The organism is Mycobacterium sp. 2YAF39 (genome assembly GCF_052114565.1).
Taxonomy (GTDB): Bacteria; Actinomycetota; Actinomycetes; order Mycobacteriales; family Mycobacteriaceae; genus Mycobacterium.
Map to the genome: position 1 here is coordinate 61859 of NZ_JBFREZ010000014.1, position 16918 is coordinate 78776.

General features: G+C 67.5%; 15 protein-coding genes. 8 read left to right on the forward strand and 7 right to left on the reverse strand.

All coding sequences use genetic code 11. The features are described 5' to 3' along the window. Positions 1–3 precede the first annotated feature (3 nt). Both AB4Z42_RS27095 and AB4Z42_RS27100 read right to left on the reverse strand, forming a co-directional pair. Entirely contained in the window at positions 4–4290 is a 4287-nt protein-coding gene (locus tag AB4Z42_RS27095) for an alpha-(1->3)-arabinofuranosyltransferase (protein WP_442012334.1), read from the reverse strand. Further along, on the reverse strand, positions 4268–4441 hold the full coding sequence (locus AB4Z42_RS27100; RefSeq protein WP_442012335.1) for a DUF2613 domain-containing protein: 174 nt from the start codon (positions 4439–4441) through the stop codon (positions 4268–4270). Before AB4Z42_RS27100 ends, AB4Z42_RS27095 begins: the two co-directional genes overlap by 23 nt. A 114-nt stretch (positions 4442–4555) precedes the next feature. On the opposite strand from AB4Z42_RS27100, the gene AB4Z42_RS27105 reads away from it, so the two are divergent. Then, positions 4556–5728 (forward strand): glycoside hydrolase family 3 N-terminal domain-containing protein, encoded by a 1173-nt coding sequence (locus AB4Z42_RS27105; protein ID WP_442012336.1) that lies wholly within the window; start codon positions 4556–4558, stop codon positions 5726–5728. A gap of 34 nt (positions 5729–5762) precedes the next feature. Beyond that, positions 5763–6422, forward strand: a complete 660-nt coding sequence (locus AB4Z42_RS27110; protein WP_442012337.1) for a TetR/AcrR family transcriptional regulator — start codon at positions 5763–5765, stop codon at positions 6420–6422. Here the strand turns inward: AB4Z42_RS27110 and AB4Z42_RS27115 are convergent. Together AB4Z42_RS27115 and AB4Z42_RS27120 are read right to left on the reverse strand one after the other, a co-directional pair. Next, on the reverse strand, positions 6419–7261 hold the full coding sequence (locus AB4Z42_RS27115; RefSeq protein WP_442012338.1) for a MaoC/PaaZ C-terminal domain-containing protein: 843 nt from the start codon (positions 7259–7261) through the stop codon (positions 6419–6421). The two genes, AB4Z42_RS27110 and AB4Z42_RS27115, sit on opposite strands and share 4 nt — an antisense overlap. 1 nt (position 7262) lies before the next feature. Further along, on the reverse strand, positions 7263–8618 hold the full coding sequence (locus AB4Z42_RS27120) for a 3-oxoacyl-ACP reductase (protein WP_442012339.1): 1356 nt from the start codon (positions 8616–8618) through the stop codon (positions 7263–7265). 38 nt (positions 8619–8656) lie between these two features. On the opposite strand from AB4Z42_RS27120, the gene AB4Z42_RS27125 reads away from it, so the two are divergent. Next, entirely contained in the window at positions 8657–9964 is a 1308-nt protein-coding gene (locus tag AB4Z42_RS27125; protein WP_442012340.1) for an acetyl-CoA C-acetyltransferase, read from the forward strand. Positions 9965–10080: 116 nt separating this feature from the next. Here the strand turns inward: AB4Z42_RS27125 and AB4Z42_RS27130 are convergent, their stop codons facing one another. Next, the gene (locus tag AB4Z42_RS27130) at positions 10081–11220 is read right to left on the reverse strand and encodes a TDT family transporter (RefSeq protein WP_442012341.1); all 1140 of its coding nucleotides are present in this window, start codon (positions 11218–11220) and stop codon (positions 10081–10083) included. A gap of 97 nt (positions 11221–11317) precedes the next feature. On the opposite strand from AB4Z42_RS27130, the gene AB4Z42_RS27135 reads away from it, so the two are divergent. The 3 genes from AB4Z42_RS27135 to AB4Z42_RS27145 all read left to right on the forward strand — a co-directional run bounded on the left by AB4Z42_RS27135 (position 11318) and on the right by AB4Z42_RS27145 (position 12957). Beyond that, on the forward strand, positions 11318–11428 hold the full coding sequence (locus AB4Z42_RS27135; protein ID WP_442012342.1) for an ATP-binding protein: 111 nt from the start codon (positions 11318–11320) through the stop codon (positions 11426–11428). 73 nt (positions 11429–11501) lie between these two features. Further along, positions 11502–12425, forward strand: a complete 924-nt coding sequence (locus AB4Z42_RS27140) for a TIGR03564 family F420-dependent LLM class oxidoreductase (RefSeq protein WP_442012343.1) — start codon at positions 11502–11504, stop codon at positions 12423–12425. A gap of 193 nt (positions 12426–12618) precedes the next feature. Continuing rightward, positions 12619–12957 (forward strand): hypothetical protein, encoded by a 339-nt coding sequence (locus AB4Z42_RS27145; protein ID WP_442012344.1) that lies wholly within the window; start codon positions 12619–12621, stop codon positions 12955–12957. Positions 12958–13021: 64 nt separating this feature from the next. On the opposite strand, the gene AB4Z42_RS27150 is transcribed toward AB4Z42_RS27145, so the two are convergent. Beyond that, positions 13022–14857 (reverse strand): acyl-CoA dehydrogenase, encoded by a 1836-nt coding sequence (locus tag AB4Z42_RS27150; protein WP_442012345.1) that lies wholly within the window; start codon positions 14855–14857, stop codon positions 13022–13024. A 238-nt stretch (positions 14858–15095) separates the two neighbouring features. On the opposite strand from AB4Z42_RS27150, the gene AB4Z42_RS27155 reads away from it, so the two are divergent. Together AB4Z42_RS27155 and AB4Z42_RS27160 are read left to right on the forward strand one after the other, a co-directional pair. After that, the gene (locus AB4Z42_RS27155; protein WP_442012346.1) at positions 15096–16178 is read left to right on the forward strand and encodes an NAD(P)H-dependent amine dehydrogenase family protein; all 1083 of its coding nucleotides are present in this window, start codon (positions 15096–15098) and stop codon (positions 16176–16178) included. Between the two features lie 32 nt (positions 16179–16210). Continuing rightward, positions 16211–16696, forward strand: a complete 486-nt coding sequence (locus AB4Z42_RS27160) for a flavin reductase family protein (protein ID WP_442012347.1) — start codon at positions 16211–16213, stop codon at positions 16694–16696. A gap of 11 nt (positions 16697–16707) precedes the next feature. Here the strand turns inward: AB4Z42_RS27160 and AB4Z42_RS27165 are convergent, their stop codons facing one another. Continuing rightward, entirely contained in the window at positions 16708–16869 is a 162-nt protein-coding gene (locus AB4Z42_RS27165; RefSeq protein WP_442012348.1) for a hypothetical protein, read from the reverse strand. Positions 16870–16918 lie beyond the last annotated feature (49 nt).

A 16918-nucleotide genomic window follows, 5' to 3' on the forward strand; every position in this document is an offset into this window, starting at 1 on the left:
ATGCTAGGGGTCGGCGGACTCCGCGGCTATGAAATGGTGGCGATCGTCCGGTACGACCGAGGCGGCCAGCATCGCTACCGAGATGAGAGCAAGCAGTTGCAGCCCGGCCGAGTGGCCGACGTATCCGTCGACCGATCGCCACGGGTTCTGGCTGAGCACGGCCCCGGCCAAGATCAGCCCGCCCGCCGTCGCCGTGACCGTGATGGCGTCGCAAAGTCTTTCGCGGTTGCGCAGTAGATAGCGCAGCCCGACGGCGATGCCGACAACGACGACGCCCGCCACCCCGGAGATGACGCCACCGACCGCAAGCACCGCGGCGGTCACCGGCCAGCGCCCCGGCCGCCACGGGAGCGCGGGCTCGTCCGGCTCGGGGCGGCGGCGGACAGGCAGGAACGCCAGCAGAGCGAGTACCGGCAGGAGGGCGAGGCCGCCGATCAGCCCGACCCGGTACGGCGTGTTCGACGGGAAGGTGAGCGTGACGGGTCCCTCGGTGCCCGGCGGCAGAACCCAGCCCTGCTGCCACCCGTTGACGGTGACCGGAGTCAGCAGGGTGCCGTCGGCGCGGTGCGCGACCCAGCCCGGGTTCACGCTTTCGGGGACGGTAAGCACCCGCGACACCCCCGACGACGCGACGTCCACCTCTCGGTGGTCGGCGGTCCACGTGTCGACTTTCACGGGAATCGTTGCCGCGGAATGAATTCGACCCGCCAGTGGGCCGTCGAGCTGCACTCCGTCGGCGGTGAACGCGGCACCGGGGCTGATCAGCAGTTCCTGCTGTCCGGCTGGCAGCACGATCGGCCCGGCCTGGCAGGGTTTGGCTGCAACGGGTTCGCCGTCGAGGAGCGCGCCCACGGTTGTTCTCATCGACGTCTGCACGAACTGTCCGGCGACACCGATGATCGGCCCACGGCCGCAAGGTAATTCGATGGTCCGGTTCCGGTTGCGCGCCGCGTCGGCTGCGGCGATCGGGGCACCCTGTGCGTCCAGTGCCGTCACCTCGGCCAGGCCGGGAGGCTTGAGTTGGTCGAACCCCAGCGCGGTGCGGTCGATGATGTCGTCCCAGTCCAGGATCGAAACCTTCACGGTGTCCGTGACGCGGGGCTTGAGGTCGAGGGTCTGCGTTCCGGCGTCGCCGGCCAGCCTGCGTACCTGTGGTCCGTCGCCGAGGTCGATGGCCACGAGCGTCGGATGTGCAGGAAGTTCAGACGAACTGGGCGTCAGCTGTACTGCGGCCACCTCACGGCGGGCGGGCAGCGTCAGGATGAGGGTGGGTGGTGCCTTGTGTTGTACGACGCTCTGCCGCGCGGTCCACGCCGTGGCCGGGTCTCCGTCGGCCGCGGCGTACGCCGAACCCAGAACGTCGATCGGGTCCGCGTCTCCGGTGGCACGCGCAGTGCCGGGCGCTCTGATCAGGTCGGCGAGGTTGGGGCCCTGGCGAGCGCGCACCCACACGGTCGGAGTCACCGCCGTCGGTTCCGGAACCGTGAGCGTCCTGCTCAGGTTCACCGGCTCCTCCGGCGACAACGCCATTGCCGCAGCGCAGCGAATGCCGTTCGGACTTTCCGCGCAGCCGGGCCGGCCCAGCAGCTCGGATCCCAGATCCCATTGCGCAACAGCAGAATCCGGCGGCGGCCCCGGCACTGACACCGTGTGCCGCAGCGCGACGGGGTGTGCGAACCCGTTGGCGTCGTACTGCGTGACGGCGAAGTCGGTGACGCCGAACTGCACACCCGAGGAGCCGTCATCGGTGGCCACGGCGGTGATCCGCACCCATGGCGACTCGCCGTACGGCAGCGCGACGGTCAGAGGCTTGCCCGCCTCGTCGAAGCGCATCGTGCTGGTGCCGTTGACGGTGGCGACCTCGATGCGACGAACCTGTGCGCCGACGGCCGTCGCACTAGGCGTGATGGTGATCGTGGCGTTCGTGACGGGATGGTCGAAATCGACCTGCAGCCATTGGCCGATCGCCGACTGCAACGCGTTGGACACCCAGCTCGTCGACGAGTCGCCGTCGATGGCCGCCGCCGGTCCGGTCGCGGGCGCCACGTTGGGCAGTGCGGTCGAGTCCGACGCCGAACTCGACACCGAGACACGTCCACCGGACCACTGCCCGTAGACCGTGTCGGCGCCCGGAGTCGGGTAGTCCATCACGCGGTTGAACGTGTGCCGCGGATCGTCGGGCGTTCGGATCGCCGACGAGTGGTCGTCGACGCGGCCGTAGTCGATTTCTCTGGCGAGCGGGGTGTCGGTCACGATGACGCCGGTCCCCGGCGGCGTGGCAAGGCCCGCCTCCTGCGCATCCGCCGTCAGCAGCATCGGCCCCAGCGGAGGCTGTCCGAGCAGGCGGCGTCGCTCGTCGAGGCGCAGCAGCACCTCGGGCGCGCCGTCGACGCGGGCCATCGCGTCGGTGTCGGTGAGGTACGGCGTCACCGGGACGGCAGGCGCGGCCGCGTTCACCCGGTAGATCTCGACGGCGGGGTAGCGCGGTCGCAGGCCGCTGTCGGTGATGAATCCGGACAACGTGCCCGGTCCGACCGGATCGCCGAACTCAGCGACCCGCTGCAGACCCGGCGACCCCTCGATCGCGCGGTGCACCAACACCGGCCGCGCCGAGCGCGACGTCTCGGGATCCAGATCGTTGCGCACGACGACATACGAGATACCTTGGCGAGCAAGGGAATCCGCCAGTCCTGCGGATGGACGACCGGCGGCGAACAGACGCTGTACGGAGTCCAGGGCCCGGATGGTTCCCGGCGGAGTCAGCGGAATCGAATCCCGCACTCCCCACGCGCTGTCGCCGAGCACCTGCAGCGGCTCGTCGTGGCTGGTGCCCCACACCTGGGTGGCGAACGGGGCGCCCGGTGCCACCAGGACACGTCCGGAGTCGTTGTGCTCGTCGAGCCAGTCGGCGGCGTCGTGCCAATACTGCGGGATCGCGTCGAACGCGCCGGGCGGCGTAAGGCGACCGGTCCAGGCCAGCGAGGTCGCGGCGGTCAGTGCGACCAGGACGACGACGCCGACGGCGATTCGGCGGTCGCGTTCGGGATGGGCGAGCGCATCGCGCCACACCGCGCGTGGCACGCTTCCGGGAAGCGGGACGCGGCCCAATAGATGCGCCAGACCCAACGCGATCGGCAGCCGCAGCAGCGGTTCGAGTTTGTGGATATTGCGCAACGGTGTGCCGTCCGCGTCCAGGAAGGCCTGAACGGTAAGGGCCACAGGCGATCCCAGACCGCCGGAATATCCCACAGCCAGCACGGCGACCCCGACCAGCAGGATGGTGACGAGCCGTCCGCGCGCAGGCATCGACCGCAGGGCCAGCCCTGCCAGACCGGCGGCCGCCACCAGCGTTGTCGCGAGCACCGCGACCGAACCCGTCACCAAGGAGGCGCCCGCGGTGGCGTTCGGCGCCACGAACGGTGTCCAGACGTCGGTGCCGCGAAGCATCTCGGTCAACGACATCCAGCGCGTGGTCACGCCCGAGGATTCGATGTAGTCCAGGAACGGCGGGCTGACCCGGCCGAGCAGTATGAGCGCGACCACCCACCACAGCACCGCGAGCACGATGCACAACGCCCACCAGCCGGCGAAGCGCCACCACAGCCGGTTCGGCTTGTGAAAGACCAGCCAGATCGCGGCCACCATGCAGGCGGTCAGGGTCGCGACGGCGTTCACAGCGCCCATCAATGCGATGGCCACCGCCGACCGGGCGGCCAGCACGCGAATGGACCCGCTTGTGCCCCGGAGGGCGAGGATCACCGGCAGCAGCACCCACGGCGCCAGCATCATCGGCAGCGTCTCGGACGAGATCGCCCCGATGGTGGTCAGCACCCGGGGCGACAACGCGAATGCGACGGCGGCGATGACCCGCGAGTTGGCGGTGCCGATGCCCCGCCCGTCGTTCAGTGCTTCGGCGACGCGCAGAAACCCCCAGAAGCCGACCACCAGAAGCAGCGCCCACCACAGCCGCTGGGTCACCCAGTCGGGTAGTCCGAGCACATCGCCGGCGAGAAAGAAGGTGCCGTGGGGAAACAGATAGCCGTAGGCCTGGTTCTGCGCCTGCCCGAAAGGCAGTTCGCTGTTCCATAGGTTGAATGCGCGAGTCAGGAACCGCAGCGGGTTGGCGGTCAGGTCGAGCTTGGTGTCGGGTGAGATCTGTCCGGGTGACTGGGCGAACGTCAGGATCAGCGCCGCCGCAGCGACCACCCATAGCCAGCGCCGCGACTGGGGGCACCGCCCGCCCGAAGGGCAGGGGGACGGCGTCTCGTTAACTTCTGTCGCCGTACTCAACCCTGTTGAGCACCGATGACGCCGGGTCGCCCGCCTGCAGCGGAGCTCTGTTGTCCTGTTGCACCATCAGTGTCACCCCGAACACGGCGGCCGCACCCAGCAGCAGGCCGACAACGATGCTGGCCGCGGCGGGCACGAGAAACCGATCCATTCGGCCAAAGTAGCAGACAATATTTGCCATGCCCGCTGTCGAGCGGGGCGAGCGGAGCTGGCTCACCGACCGGGGGATCGAATGCGGATTCGTTTCCTACTAGTCTCGGGGCCCATGGTTTCAATTGGTTCGGGGCTGCGTGCGCTGTGTGCGGCCATGGCACTGCCCGCGCTCCTGTCCGCCTGCTCGACCGGCGCGGATCAGGAGGCCCCGAACCCGTCGATGGCGGCGACGTCCGTGCCGCAGGCCCCTGTGCTCATCCCGCCCCCCGCGTGCGGCGAGGGGCCGGCGCTGTTGTCGCAGCTCTCGACCCGCGACAAGTTGGCGCAGCTGCTGATGGTCGGCGTGAAAGACGCGGCCGACGCCCGGTCCGTCGTCGAGTCGCACCACGTCGGCGGCATCATGATCGGCAGCTGGACGGACCTGGCGATGGTGTCCGACGGCTCGCTGACCGAGATCGCGAAGTCGGCGGCCCCGCTGCCCCTTGCGGTCAGCGTCGACGAGGAGGGCGGCCGGGTGTCGCGGCTGTCCTCGGTGATCGGCACCCAGCCGTCGGCGAGGGTGCTGGCACAGACCCAGACGCCCGAGCAGGTGTACGCCATCGCGCTGCAACGCGGCCAGGCCATGCGGGGCCTCGGCATCACGATCGACTTCGCGCCGGTGGTCGACGTCTCCGATGCGCCGGATGACACCGTGATCGGCGACCGGTCCTTCGGTAAGGACCCGGCCGTGGTCACCGACTTCGCGGGCGCCTACGCCCGCGGTCTGCGAGACGCCGGACTGTTGCCTGTGCTCAAGCATTTCCCGGGACACGGGAACGGGTCGGGTGACTCGCACACCGGCAGCGTCACGACGCCGCCGATCGCCGACCTGCAGAACGCGGATTTGGTTCCGTACCGCACGCTGAACGCGCAGCTGCCGGTCGGCGTGATGGTCGGTCACATGCAGGTCCCCGGACTCACCGGCAACGAACCGGCCAGCCTGAGTCCGAGCGCCTATGGGCTGCTGCGCTCCGGTGGCTACGGCGGCCCGCCTTTCAACGGCCCCGTCTTCACCGATGACCTGTCGTCGATGCAGGCGATCTCCGATCGTCTCGGGGTCCCTGACGCCGCGCTTCGCGGACTGCAGGCCGGCGCCGACACGGCGTTGTGGGTGACCACCGACGAGGTGCCCGCGGTACTGGACAGGCTGGAGAAGGCGGTCGCCGCGGGCGAACTGTCGATGCCCCAGGTGGATGCATCGGTGCTGCGCATGGCGGCGGTCAAGGGGCCCAACCCGCGTTGCTGACGCTCGCAGTTCGCCCATTGCTTACTCTGGAGTAATGGCCGGTGGGACGAAGCGGTTGCCGCGTGCGGTGCGTGAGCAGCAGATGCTCGATGCGGCCGTGCAGATTTTCTCGGTGAACGGCTATCACGAGACGTCGATGGATGCTATCGCGGCCGAAGCCAAGATCTCCAAACCCATGCTGTACCTGTACTACGGCTCCAAGGAGGAGCTGTTCGGCGCGTGCCTGGACCGTGAGCTGTCCCGCTTCGTCGAAGACGTCCGCGACAAGATCGACTTCAAACAGAGCCCGAAAGATCTACTGCGCAACGCCGTTCTGGCGTTCCTGACCTATATCGACACCAACCGGGCGTCGTGGATGGTGCTCTACAACCAGGCCACCAGCTCGCAGGCGTTCGCGCACACCGTTCGCGAGGGGCGGGAGCGGATCATCGAGCTCGTCGGCAGGCTGCTGCAGTCCGGCACGCGAAATCCGGAGCCGGACACCGATTTCGACATGATGGCCGTCGCGCTGGTGGGTGCCGGTGAGGCCATCGCCGCGCGAGTCAGCACCGGCGACGCGGGCGTCGACGAGGCCGCCGAGCTGATGATCAACCTCTTCTGGCGGGGCCTGAAGGGCAAGCAGTCCGACACCGGCGGGCAGGAGCGAAGCGACCCGGGGTTCGATAAGGACGCGCCCGCCGCCACCGCCAGCTAGAGCGCGGTCACCGTCCCCTTGAGATGCGGGTCGCCGTTGCTCGCGTGGCGCAGGGTGAGTTCCCACCCGTCGGTGACGCGATCGACGTACAGTCCCGCGCGGGCGGGAAGCACCACTGGCTTGGCGAAGCGCACCGAATACTTCACCGCATCCGGCAGCTGACCCTCGATGTTCGCCAGAACTGCTGCGGCGCTGAACATTCCGTGCGCGATCACCGTCGGGAAGCCGAACAGTTTGGCCGCGATCGGGTTGGTGTGAATCGGATTGTGGTCGCCGCCCACGGACGCATAGTGGCGGATCTGACCGGGCGTGATGCGCAGCAGCGCGTTCGGCGGCCCGAGTTTCGCCTTCTTCTGCGGCGGGGACTTCGGCTCGTCGGACAGGCTGGTCTTCTGCTGGTGCAGGAACGTCGTCACCTGGTGCCAGGCCTTGTCGTTGCCAACGCTGACGTCGGTGACGATGTCGACCAGCAGACCGCGCCGGTGCTCACGAATGTTCTCCGCGTGCACCTTCGCCGAGACCTTGTCCGTCACCAGGATCGGGCGGTACTGGGTGATGTGGTTCTCGATATGGACCGAACCCATTGCGGGGAAGGGGAAATCGAACCCGGTGACCAGCGACATGACGGTCGGGAACGTGAACGCGAAGGGGTAGGTCAGCGGCACCGCGTCGCCGAATCGCAGTCCGGTCACCGCCGCGTACGCCGCCACGTTCGCACTGTCGATCGGCAGATCCTCGACGGTCAGCGCGCGGTCGGGCAGCGTTTCGCTGCGGGGTACGAACGGCAGCGCACCCGCTGCGGCGCGCACCAGGTTTCTCAGTCCCGACGGTTGGGTCACCCTAGGCCCCCAGCATCGCCTGGCCGCACACCCGAATGGTGTTGCCGGTGACGGCATTGGATGCGGGACTGGCGAAGTAGGCGATGGTCTCGGCGACGTCGACCGGCTGGCCGCCCTGGTACAGCGAGTTGAGCCTGCGGCCCACCTCACGTGTCGCCAGCGGGATGGCCTCGGTCATCTTGGTCTCGATGAAGCCGGGTGCGACGGCGTTGACGGTGATGCCCTTGTCGACATACTCGGCCGACAGCGCGTCGGTCAGACCGATCATGCCCGCCTTGGTGGCGGCGTAGTTCGTCTGTCCGCGGTTGCCGGCGATGCCTGCCATCGAGGACAGTCCGACCACTCTGCCGCCCTCGCTGATTGTTCCCTTGTCCACGAGCCCTTCGGTAAGCCGAAGCGGGGCAAGGAGATTGACGGCGACGACGGAATCCCAGCGCGCTTCGTCCATGTTGGCGAGGAGCTTGTCGCGGGTGATACCTGCGTTGTTGACGAGGATGTCGAGCGCCGAACCGTGGTAGTGCTCGCGCATGTGTTCGGCGATCCGGTCCACTGCGTCATCGGCGGTGACGTCGAGCGTGAGCGCCGTCGCGCCGACCTTGGCGGCAACGTTCCCGAGATCCTCGTGGGAGCCCTCCACGTCCACGGCGATCACGCTGGCGCCGTCACGCGCGAACACCTCGGCGATGGTGGCGCCGATACCGCGCGCGGCGCCCGTCACCAAGGCGATCTTGCCGTCCAGCGGCCGATCCCAATCCGCGGGCGGCGCCGAATCGGCCGCGCCGACCCGGAACACCTGGCCGTCGACGTAGGCGGACTTGCCCGACAGCAGGAACCGCAGCGTCGACTCGAGTCCGGTCGCGGCCGGCTTCGCATCGGCGGCCAGGTACACGAGGTTCACGGTGGCGCCGCCCCGCACTTCCTTGCCGAGCGAGCGCGTGAACCCCTCGAGCGCGCGCTGCGCGATGCGTTCGGTGATGCTGCCGGTGTCGTCAGGGGTGGTGCCGATGACGACGATCCGTCCCGACGACCCCAGGTTGCGCAGCAGCGGGGTGAAGAACTTGTACAGCCCCTTGAGTTCCACGGGTTCGGTGATGCCGGTGGCGTCGTACACCAGCCCGCCGAACGAGTCGGCCCAGCGGCCGCCGAGGTTGTTGGAGACGACGTCGTAGTCCTCGGACAGCGCGGTCCGCAGCGGTTCCACGACGCGGCCCTCACCGCCGATCAGCAGCGTGCCTGCCAGGGGCGGATCACCCGCGCGGTAGCGGCGCAGCGTCTCGGGCTGCGGGACGCCGAGCTGCTTGGCGAGGAACGATCCGGGCGTCGAGTGGACGATTTGCGAGTACAGATCGGTAGCCATGGGGACGAACTTACTCCAGAGTAAGAAGGGTGGGTACTATGGGGCTCATGGCTAGTGATACCCGCCGACCGGTCGCAATCCTCGGCGGCAACAGAATTCCTTTTGTCCGCTCCGATGGCGCGTACGCCAACGCGTCCAACCAGGATATGTTCACCGCCGCACTGGACGGTCTGATCGACCGGTACAACCTGGCAGGCGAGACGCTGGGCGCCGTCATCGGTGGCGCTGTCCTCAAACACAGCCGCGATTTCAACCTGATGCGCGAATGCGTCCTCGGCAGCTCGCTGTCGGCGTACACGCCCGCGTTCGACATCCAGCAGGCGTGCGGCACGGGATTGCAGGCCACCATCGCCGCCGCCGACGGAGTCGCCGCAGGCCGCTACGAGGTTGCCGCGGCGGGCGGCGTTGACACCGCTTCGGACGCACCGATCGCGTTCGGCGACGATCTGCGACGCGTCCTGCTCGGGCTGCGACGCAGCAAGTCCAACGTGGACCGGCTGAAGCTGGTCGGCAAGCTGCCCGCGTCGGTCGGCGTCGAGATCCCGGTCAACAGCGAGCCGCGCACCGGGCTGTCGATGGGTGAACACGCCGCCATCACCGCCAAGAAGATGGGCATCAAGCGCGTCGATCAGGACGAGCTGGCCGCTGCCAGCCACCGCAACATGTCCGCCGCGTACGACCGCGGGTTCTTCGACGACCTCGTCACCGGATTCCTCGGTGTCTACCGCGACAACAACCTGCGCGCCGATTCATCAGCCGAGAAACTGGCCACCCTCAAGCCGGTATTCGGGGTGAAGGCCGGCGACGCGACGATGACGGCGGGCAATTCGACTCCGCTGACCGACGGCGCGTCGGTGGCGCTGCTTGGGACCGACGAGTGGGCGGCCGCGCATTCCATCGAGCCGCTGGCGTACTTCGTCGACGGTGAGACCGCGGCCGTGGACTACGTGAATGGACCCGACGGCCTGCTGATGGCGCCCACCTACGCGGTGCCGCGACTGCTGGCACGAAACGGTCTGAGCCTGGCTGACTTCGACTACTACGAGATCCACGAGGCCTTCGCGTCGGTGGTCCTGGCCACGCTGGCGGCGTGGGAGTCCGAGGAGTACTGCAAGGAGCGCCTCGGACTGGATAAGGCACTCGGGAGCATCGATCGGTCCAAGCTCAACGTCAACGGTTCATCGCTGGCAGCGGGTCACCCGTTCGCGGCGACCGGCGGCCGCATCGTCGCGCAGCTGGCGAAGCAACTGGCCGAGAAAAAGAAGGAAACCGGCAAGCCCGTGCGTGGCCTGATCTCGATCTGCGCGGCAGGCGGGCAGGGCGTCGCGGCGATCCTGGAGGCATAGTCCCAGGACGCCAAAACTCGTTCGGTCAGGTGTGTAACGGCGCCGTGGGACATGTCGATACACCGGATAGCTCCGTGTTGGCGTCTGACCCCCCGACCCGACGCCAGCACGGGGCTCTAAACCTTGCCGCCGACTGAGGGGTTCGGCGGCGGATCTTTTTTGGCCTTGATGGGCCCGGCGGCCGGGGGCGGAGTGAACAGGCCTCCGCCGAGGCTCCCGCGGGCGGTTTGCACAGCGACCAGTCCCCATGTGCCCAACAGCGCCAGGTAGGCGACCGCGGCGGCGATCCGGAATGCGGGCAGCGCGGTGTGGTTGGCCAGTTGCGTGGTGCCCGTGACGAACGTGCCAACGGGGAACGTCAGGCTCCACCAGGTCAGCGCGAACGGCATGCCGCGACGCAGGGTGCGGACCGTGAGTTCGGTCGCCAGCACGATCCACAGCAGCGCGAATCCCCACACGGGCACACCGAACAGGACCGCGAACACATTCATCCCGCTCGCCAGTTCCGGCGGCACGGCCAGCGCCGCATTCGCCCCGAGCAGGCCGGCGGCGGTGATGCCCTGGCCCAGTGGGCCGAGCACGATCCACAGTGTCGGCACCCGGGTGGTGCCCGACGTGCCGAACAGCGCGAGCCTGCTCCAGATCATCGAGATGATGATCAGCGCTGCCACGAGTGACAGGCCGAACATCGCGTAGCAGCCGTAGAGCATCGTCGTGCGGCCGGTGCCCGCCGCCATGTGAGGGATCAGCAGCGCACCCGAGGCCGCGGACACCATCGGCGGCACCACCGGCATCAGCCAGCCGCCGAAGGCGGCATCCGGTTCGACGTTGAGTTGCGTGAACATCAGGAACGGAATGGTCGCGGCGGTGAACAACCCGCCGATCGTGCCCGTCGTCCACAGCACCCACGCCAGATCCACGGCGATGCGCTCGCCGATCAGGTCCTTGCCGATCAGCAACGCGCCCGATCCGACGGTCATCAGCGCCATCGGCGCGGCCCCGTAGAAGTGCGTCATCTGCGGGTTGCGCACATGCCCGCGAGCCACCGTCGGATGTCGCGCCCACTGAATCGTCACGGCGACGATCAGAAGAATCAGCAGCACCGACGCGACCACCCACACCACCCGCGAGAACACGTGCAGTCCGGGCACGTGGACCGGCAGCGTGACCCCGGCCGTCGCCACGATGCCGGTGCCCATCACCGACGCGAACCAGTTCGGGCCGAAGTTCTGCAGCCGGGCGAGTTCGGTCGTCATGGCCCGCAGTATCGGCGCGCTCCGCGTCGATGCGACGGCAGGCACGCCGCTGGCGCCGACATTTGTCGCCGGCGGGTAAGCGCGCAGACCACGTGAGATGGGGTGCTCTGGTCTCGGATTGGCCATCGTGGAGTCGATCTCCGAAGCGCACGGCGGTTGTATCGACGTCGAATCGCGCGAGGGCTTCACCCGGTTCACGGTGCGGTAGCCCGCCCTGACGGGTGAAACGTCCTCGATGAAGGCCGTCGCGCACCGCCGACGCCGGTACTTAGATGGGAGGCATGGATATCAGCCTCAGCATCGTCGGACTGTCAGCGAGCGCACCGTCGCCGGTGGACTCCCTGGTCGGCACGGTCGCCAAGCTGCGTGACGAGGGTTTCCGTCGCGTCTGGATGGCCCAGCTGCCCTACGACGCGGACCTCGCGACGGTCCTCGGCATCGTCTTCCGGGAAGTCGACGGCATCGAGATCGGCTCGGCGGTCATCCCGATCCAGTCTCAACATCCGATGCAGCTCGCTCAAAGAGCCCTGACGCTGAGCCTGATCGGTGACGGCCGGTTCAAGCTCGGCATCGGGATGAGCCATCGGCTGGTGACCGAGGGGATGTGGGGTGTCTCGTGGGACAGGCCGCTGCGCCAGATGCGCGAATACCTCGACGGTCTGCAACCGCTGTTGGCCGGCGAGCCGGCGAACGCGGCGGGTGAGATCTGGACCGCCCGCGGTGCGCTGCAGATTCCCGCGCCGGAGCCGGAACTGTACCTTGCCGCGCTCGGTCCGCAGATGCTGCGGCTTGCCGGACGGCGCACGGCCGGGACGCTGACCTGGATGACCGGGCCCAAGACCCTCGCCGAACACGTCGTGCCGACACTGCGCGGAGCCGCTGCCGAGGCGGGGCGCCCGGAGTCGGCCGTGCGGGTCGCCGCGTCGCTGCCGGTCGCCGTGACCGACGACGTCGACGGGGCGCGGAAGCAGGCCGCACAGGAGTTCTCGGTCTACGGGTCGCTGCCGTCCTACCGCGCGATGCTCGATCGCGAGGGCTACGCCGGGCCCGAGGATGCGGCGATCATCGGTGACGAGCAGACGGTCTCGCAGCGCCTCGACGAACTCAGCGCCGCGGGCGTCGACGAGTTCACCGGGTCTGTCTTCGATGCGTCGTCCGAGGGGCGTGCGCGTACGAGGGCGCTGCTGATCAGCAAGCAGTCCTGAAGCCGAAATTCACTTGTGTGACCGCCGTCACAGGCGTACGGTCGATCGCACGACGGGTTCGGGAGTGGCAATTCCGAAGAGCCGGCATCAGGGTTGAAAGCCGGACGCGCGAGATCAATGAGACGCACCTAGATGTCCTCCCGAACCCGCCCTTTTTCGTTTTCGGGATAGGCGCACCGTCCATAATGTCTGAGTGTTCGAATCGGATTGGTCCTCGTCGGAAACCCGCCACTTCTCCGAGCCCTACGATCGGGTCTTCCGCGCCGTGTGCGACGCCGCGGTCGCTGAAAAGATGACCATCCGCTCGGCCGAGCCCGAGTCCGGGCACATTTACGCCACCACAGGCATATCGATTTGGTCGGCAGGTGACGGCGTCGGCGTCACCCTCTGGGGGCCCGAATCCGGCGGCGTCGAGGTGAAGATTGCTTCGTCCTTGAGATACTGGCTCGGCTTCTCGTTTCGCCCCCTGGCGAACGTCATGAGGCTGTTTCGTCGCATCGACAGTCTGCTGGCCGGGCCGCAGGGCCTTTGACGGCATACGCAAAACGCCCCCGGGAAGAGTCCGGGGGCGTTTTGGTTCCGAAGCGGCAGAAGGCTTAGAAGGCCGCCTCGTCCAGCTCCATCACATCGTTGTCGAGATTCTCGACGATAAGGCGCGTGCTGGTCAGCAGCGGCAGCATGTTCTTCGCGAAGAACGATGCCACGCCGACCTTGCCCTCGTAGAACGCGCGATCGGCACCGCTTGCGCCGTTGTCGAGCGCCTCGATCGCCACCGCGGCCTGCTTGGCGAGCAGCCAGCCGATCACCAGATCGCCGACGCTCATCAGGAAGCGCACCGAACCGAGGCCGACCTTGTACAGCTCGGCCGGGTTCTCCTGCGCGGCCATCAGATAGCCGGTCAGCGAGGCCGCCATGGCCTGCACATCCTCAAGCGCGGTCGCCAGCAGTGCGCGCTCGGCCTTGAGCCGGCCGTTACCGGACTCGTTCTTGACGAACTGCTCGATCTGCCCTGCAACGTGGGCCAGCGCCGCACCCTTGTCGCGGACGATCTTGCGGAAGAAGAAGTCCTGCGCCTGGATGGCGGTGGTGCCCTCGTACAGCGAGTCGATCTTGGCGTCGCGGATGTACTGCTCGATCGGATAGTCCTGCAGGAAGCCCGAACCACCGAAGGTCTGCAGGCTCTCGGTGAGCTTGGCGTACGCCTGCTCCGAGCCCACACCCTTGACGATCGGCAGCAGCAGATCGTTGACCCTGACCGCCAGCTCGGCGTCGACGTCGTGCACGGTCTTGGCGACCGCGGAGTCCTGATAGGTCGCGGTGTACAGGTACAGCGCGCGCAGGCCCTCGGCGTATGCCTTCTGGGTCATCAGCGAACGACGCACATCAGGGTGATGCGTGATGGTCACACGTGGCGCCGTCTTGTCGGTCATCTGCGTCATGTCGGCACCCTGCACGCGTTCCTTCGCGTACTCGAGCGCGTTGAGGTAACCGGTCGACAGCGTCGCAATAGCCTTGGTGCCCACCATCATTCGAGCCTGCTCGATGACGTCGAACATCTGCGCGATACCGTCGTGCACCTCGCCGACGAGCCAGCCGACGGCGGGAACGTCGTGCTGGCCGAGCGAGAGCTCACACGTGGCCGAGACCTTGAGGCCCATCTTGTGCTCGACGTTGGTGACGAACACGCCGTTGCGCTCACCGGGCTCGCCGGTTTCGGGATCGAAGTGGAACTTCGGCACGAAGAACAGCGACAGACCCTTGGTGCCAGGGCCTGCGCCCTCGGGGCGGGCCAGCACCAGATGCATGATGTTCTCGAACAGGTCGTCGGAATCGCCCGAGGTGATGAAGCGCTTGACGCCGTCGATGTGCCAGGTGCCGTCAGCCTGCTGCACGGCCTTGGTGCGGCCTGCACCGACGTCGGAGCCCGCGTCGGGCTCGGTCAGCACCATGGTGGCGCCCCAACCGCGCTCGGCGGCCAGCACGGCCCACTTCTTCTGCTCGTCGGTGCCGTTCTTGTAGAAGATTTCGGCCATGCCCGAACCCATCGCGTACATGTACGCCGCGGGGTTCGCGCCGAGGATGTGTTCGATCAGGGCCCACTGCAGCGAGCGGGGCATCGGCATACCGCCGAGCTCCTCGAGCACGCCGACCTTGTCCCAGCCACCGTCGAACATCACCCGCATCGACTTCTTGAACGACTCGGGCAATGTCACGGTGTGCGTCTTGGGGTCGAACACCGGGGGATTGCGGTCCGCATCGGCGAACGATTCGGCGATCGGCCCTGCGGCCAGTTTCGCCATCTCGCCGAGCATTTCGCGGGCGGTGTCGACGTCGATATCGGCGTAGTCGCCGGTACCGAGAACCTTGTCGAGTCCGAAGACCTCGAACAGGTTGAATTCCTGGTCACGTACGTTGCTCTTATAGTGGCTCACTGTTCCTCCTCGTCGAGAATGCCACTTGCGGTTGGGTACTTTTGGCTAAGTTACCCACCAGTAACTTGATTGAACTATACCGCTCAGTAGCTTCAACACAAAGCGTGCGCGAGCAATTTCCACGGCCTAAGTAACCGTCTGGTTGGTCGGGAGCGTGAAAGCGCAGTTGGCGCCCGCTTTCGGAGTGCTTTCGAGGGACTGTGAAACTCGTCACGGGGCGGCCGGTTAGGGTGATCGCGTGCTTCGAGTCGCAGTGTGGGGAACAGGCAATATGGGGGCTACGGCGATTCGGAGCGCAGCCGCGTTTCCCGGGTTGCAACTGTCGGGCGTGATCACGTCGTCGCCCGACAAGGCGGGCAAGGACGCGTCGACGTTCGCACGCCTTGACCAGGCGACCGGCGTCATCGCCACCACCGACGTCGACGCTGCGCTCGGCGACTGCGACGCGGTGGCCTACATGGCGTCCGGCGACATCCGCCCCGACGACGCGGTCAACGACATCGAACGCTGCCTGCGCGCCGGCTCGCACGTCGTCACGCCGTCGCTGTACTCGCTCTACGACCCGCGCTCGGCGCCCGAGGAATGGGTCGACCGGTTGACCAGTGCCGCCGAGGAGGGTGGCGCGACCTTGCTCGTCAGCGGTGTGGATCCGGGCTGGGGTAACGATGCGCTGGCCGTCATCGCCGCCGGGTTGTGCACGCGGATCCGAACGATCCACTGCCAGGAGATCTTCGACTACTCCACCTACGACCAGCCGTATGCGGTCAAGGTGTCGTGTGGTTTCGGCGGGTCGATGGACGACGTGCCGATGATGCTGTTGCCGTCGATCCCGACCATGGTGTGGGGCGGCAACATTCGGCTCATCGGACGTGGCCTCGGCCTCGAGATCGACGAGATCACCGAGGAGGTGGAGCGCAGGCCGCTCGAGGAGTCCGTCGACACCGTCATGGGCCCGTTCGAGAAGGGCACTCAGGGCGCCTTCTGGCTGAAGGTGATCGGGAAATCGGGCGGCCGCGAACGGATCGTCATCGACCACATCACCCGCATCCACGAGTCATGCGCGCCGGACTGGCCGTATCCCGACGAGGGCGTTGGCGACCACCGGGTGATCGTGCACGGCGACCCCGAGCTCACCCTCACCAGCCGTGCCGACCTGCCCGGCGGCAGCCGCGCCGACGGCGGCAATACGACTGCCGCCAACCGCCTGCTGGGCGCGCTCGACTGGCTGTCCACCCAGAAGCCCGGCATCTACGACGGTCTCGACGTGCCGATGCAGACGGGCCGTGCCCCCGAGGTGGAAGCGCAGCGCTGGGCCGACTGACGTAGTCCTCCGAACGTGTGAAAATGGAGCCGATGAGCGACAACGATCTGAGCCCCACCACGCTGCGGGAAGCATTCGGGCATTTCCCGTCCGGTGTCATCGCGATCGCCGCCGAGGTCGACGGCGTTCGGGTGGGCCTTGCGGCGAGCACCTTCGTGCCCGTTTCGCTCGATCCGCCCCTTGTGTCGTTCTGCGTTCAGAACACCTCGGAGACCTGGCCGAAGCTGAAGGACCTGCCCCACCTGGGTATCAGCCTGCTCGGTGAAGCACACGACGCCGCCGCGCGCGCCCTTGCGGCCAAGACCGGCGACCGGTTCGCCGGCCTCGATACGCACTCGCGTGAGTCGGGCGCCGTGTTCGTCGGGGGCACCAGTGTGTGGTTGGAGAGCGCGATCGAGCAGTCGATCCCGGCGGGGGACCACATCATCGTCATCCTGCGGGTCAGCGAGATCACCGTGCACGACGATGTATCGCCGATCGTGTTCCACCGCAGCACATTCCGTCGCTTGGGCGTGTAACGCTCACACGGTCAGGGTCGCGCGGCAAGTTCCTCGCGATAACCGTCGATGCGCTGTTCGATCTCCTTGGCGTCGCCGTCGCGGCCCTCCTTGCGGGCCAGCTCGGCGCGACTGCTGAGTTCGCGAATCGCCGTGCGAATGTCGTTGATGCTGTGCGTCTCCCGCAGAGTCATAGCGCCGCCCTTCTTCGATGATCGGCTGCTTCTCTTGAGGCTACCCGCC

Excerpts from the sequence above, each read along its gene's own strand:
- AB4Z42_RS27100 (WP_442012335.1), bottom strand. The coding sequence starts at position 4,441 with ATGGATCGGTTTCTCGTGCCCGCCGCGGCCAGCATCGTTGTCGGCCTG.
- AB4Z42_RS27105 (WP_442012336.1), top strand. The coding sequence starts at position 4,556 with ATGGTTTCAATTGGTTCGGGGCTGCGTGCGCTGTGTGCGGCCATGGCA.
- AB4Z42_RS27110 (WP_442012337.1), top strand. The coding sequence starts at position 5,763 with ATGGCCGGTGGGACGAAGCGGTTGCCGCGTGCGGTGCGTGAGCAGCAG.
- AB4Z42_RS27120 (WP_442012339.1), bottom strand. The coding sequence starts at position 8,618 with ATGGCTACCGATCTGTACTCGCAAATCGTCCACTCGACGCCCGGATCG.
- AB4Z42_RS27125 (WP_442012340.1), top strand. The coding sequence starts at position 8,657 with ATGGGGCTCATGGCTAGTGATACCCGCCGACCGGTCGCAATCCTCGGC.
- AB4Z42_RS27130 (WP_442012341.1), bottom strand. The coding sequence starts at position 11,220 with ATGACGACCGAACTCGCCCGGCTGCAGAACTTCGGCCCGAACTGGTTC.
- AB4Z42_RS27135 (WP_442012342.1), top strand. The coding sequence starts at position 11,318 with ATGGGGTGCTCTGGTCTCGGATTGGCCATCGTGGAGTCGATCTCCGAA.
- AB4Z42_RS27140 (WP_442012343.1), top strand. The coding sequence starts at position 11,502 with ATGGATATCAGCCTCAGCATCGTCGGACTGTCAGCGAGCGCACCGTCG.
- AB4Z42_RS27160 (WP_442012347.1), top strand. The coding sequence starts at position 16,211 with ATGAGCGACAACGATCTGAGCCCCACCACGCTGCGGGAAGCATTCGGG.
- AB4Z42_RS27165 (WP_442012348.1), bottom strand. The coding sequence starts at position 16,869 with ATGACTCTGCGGGAGACGCACAGCATCAACGACATTCGCACGGCGATT.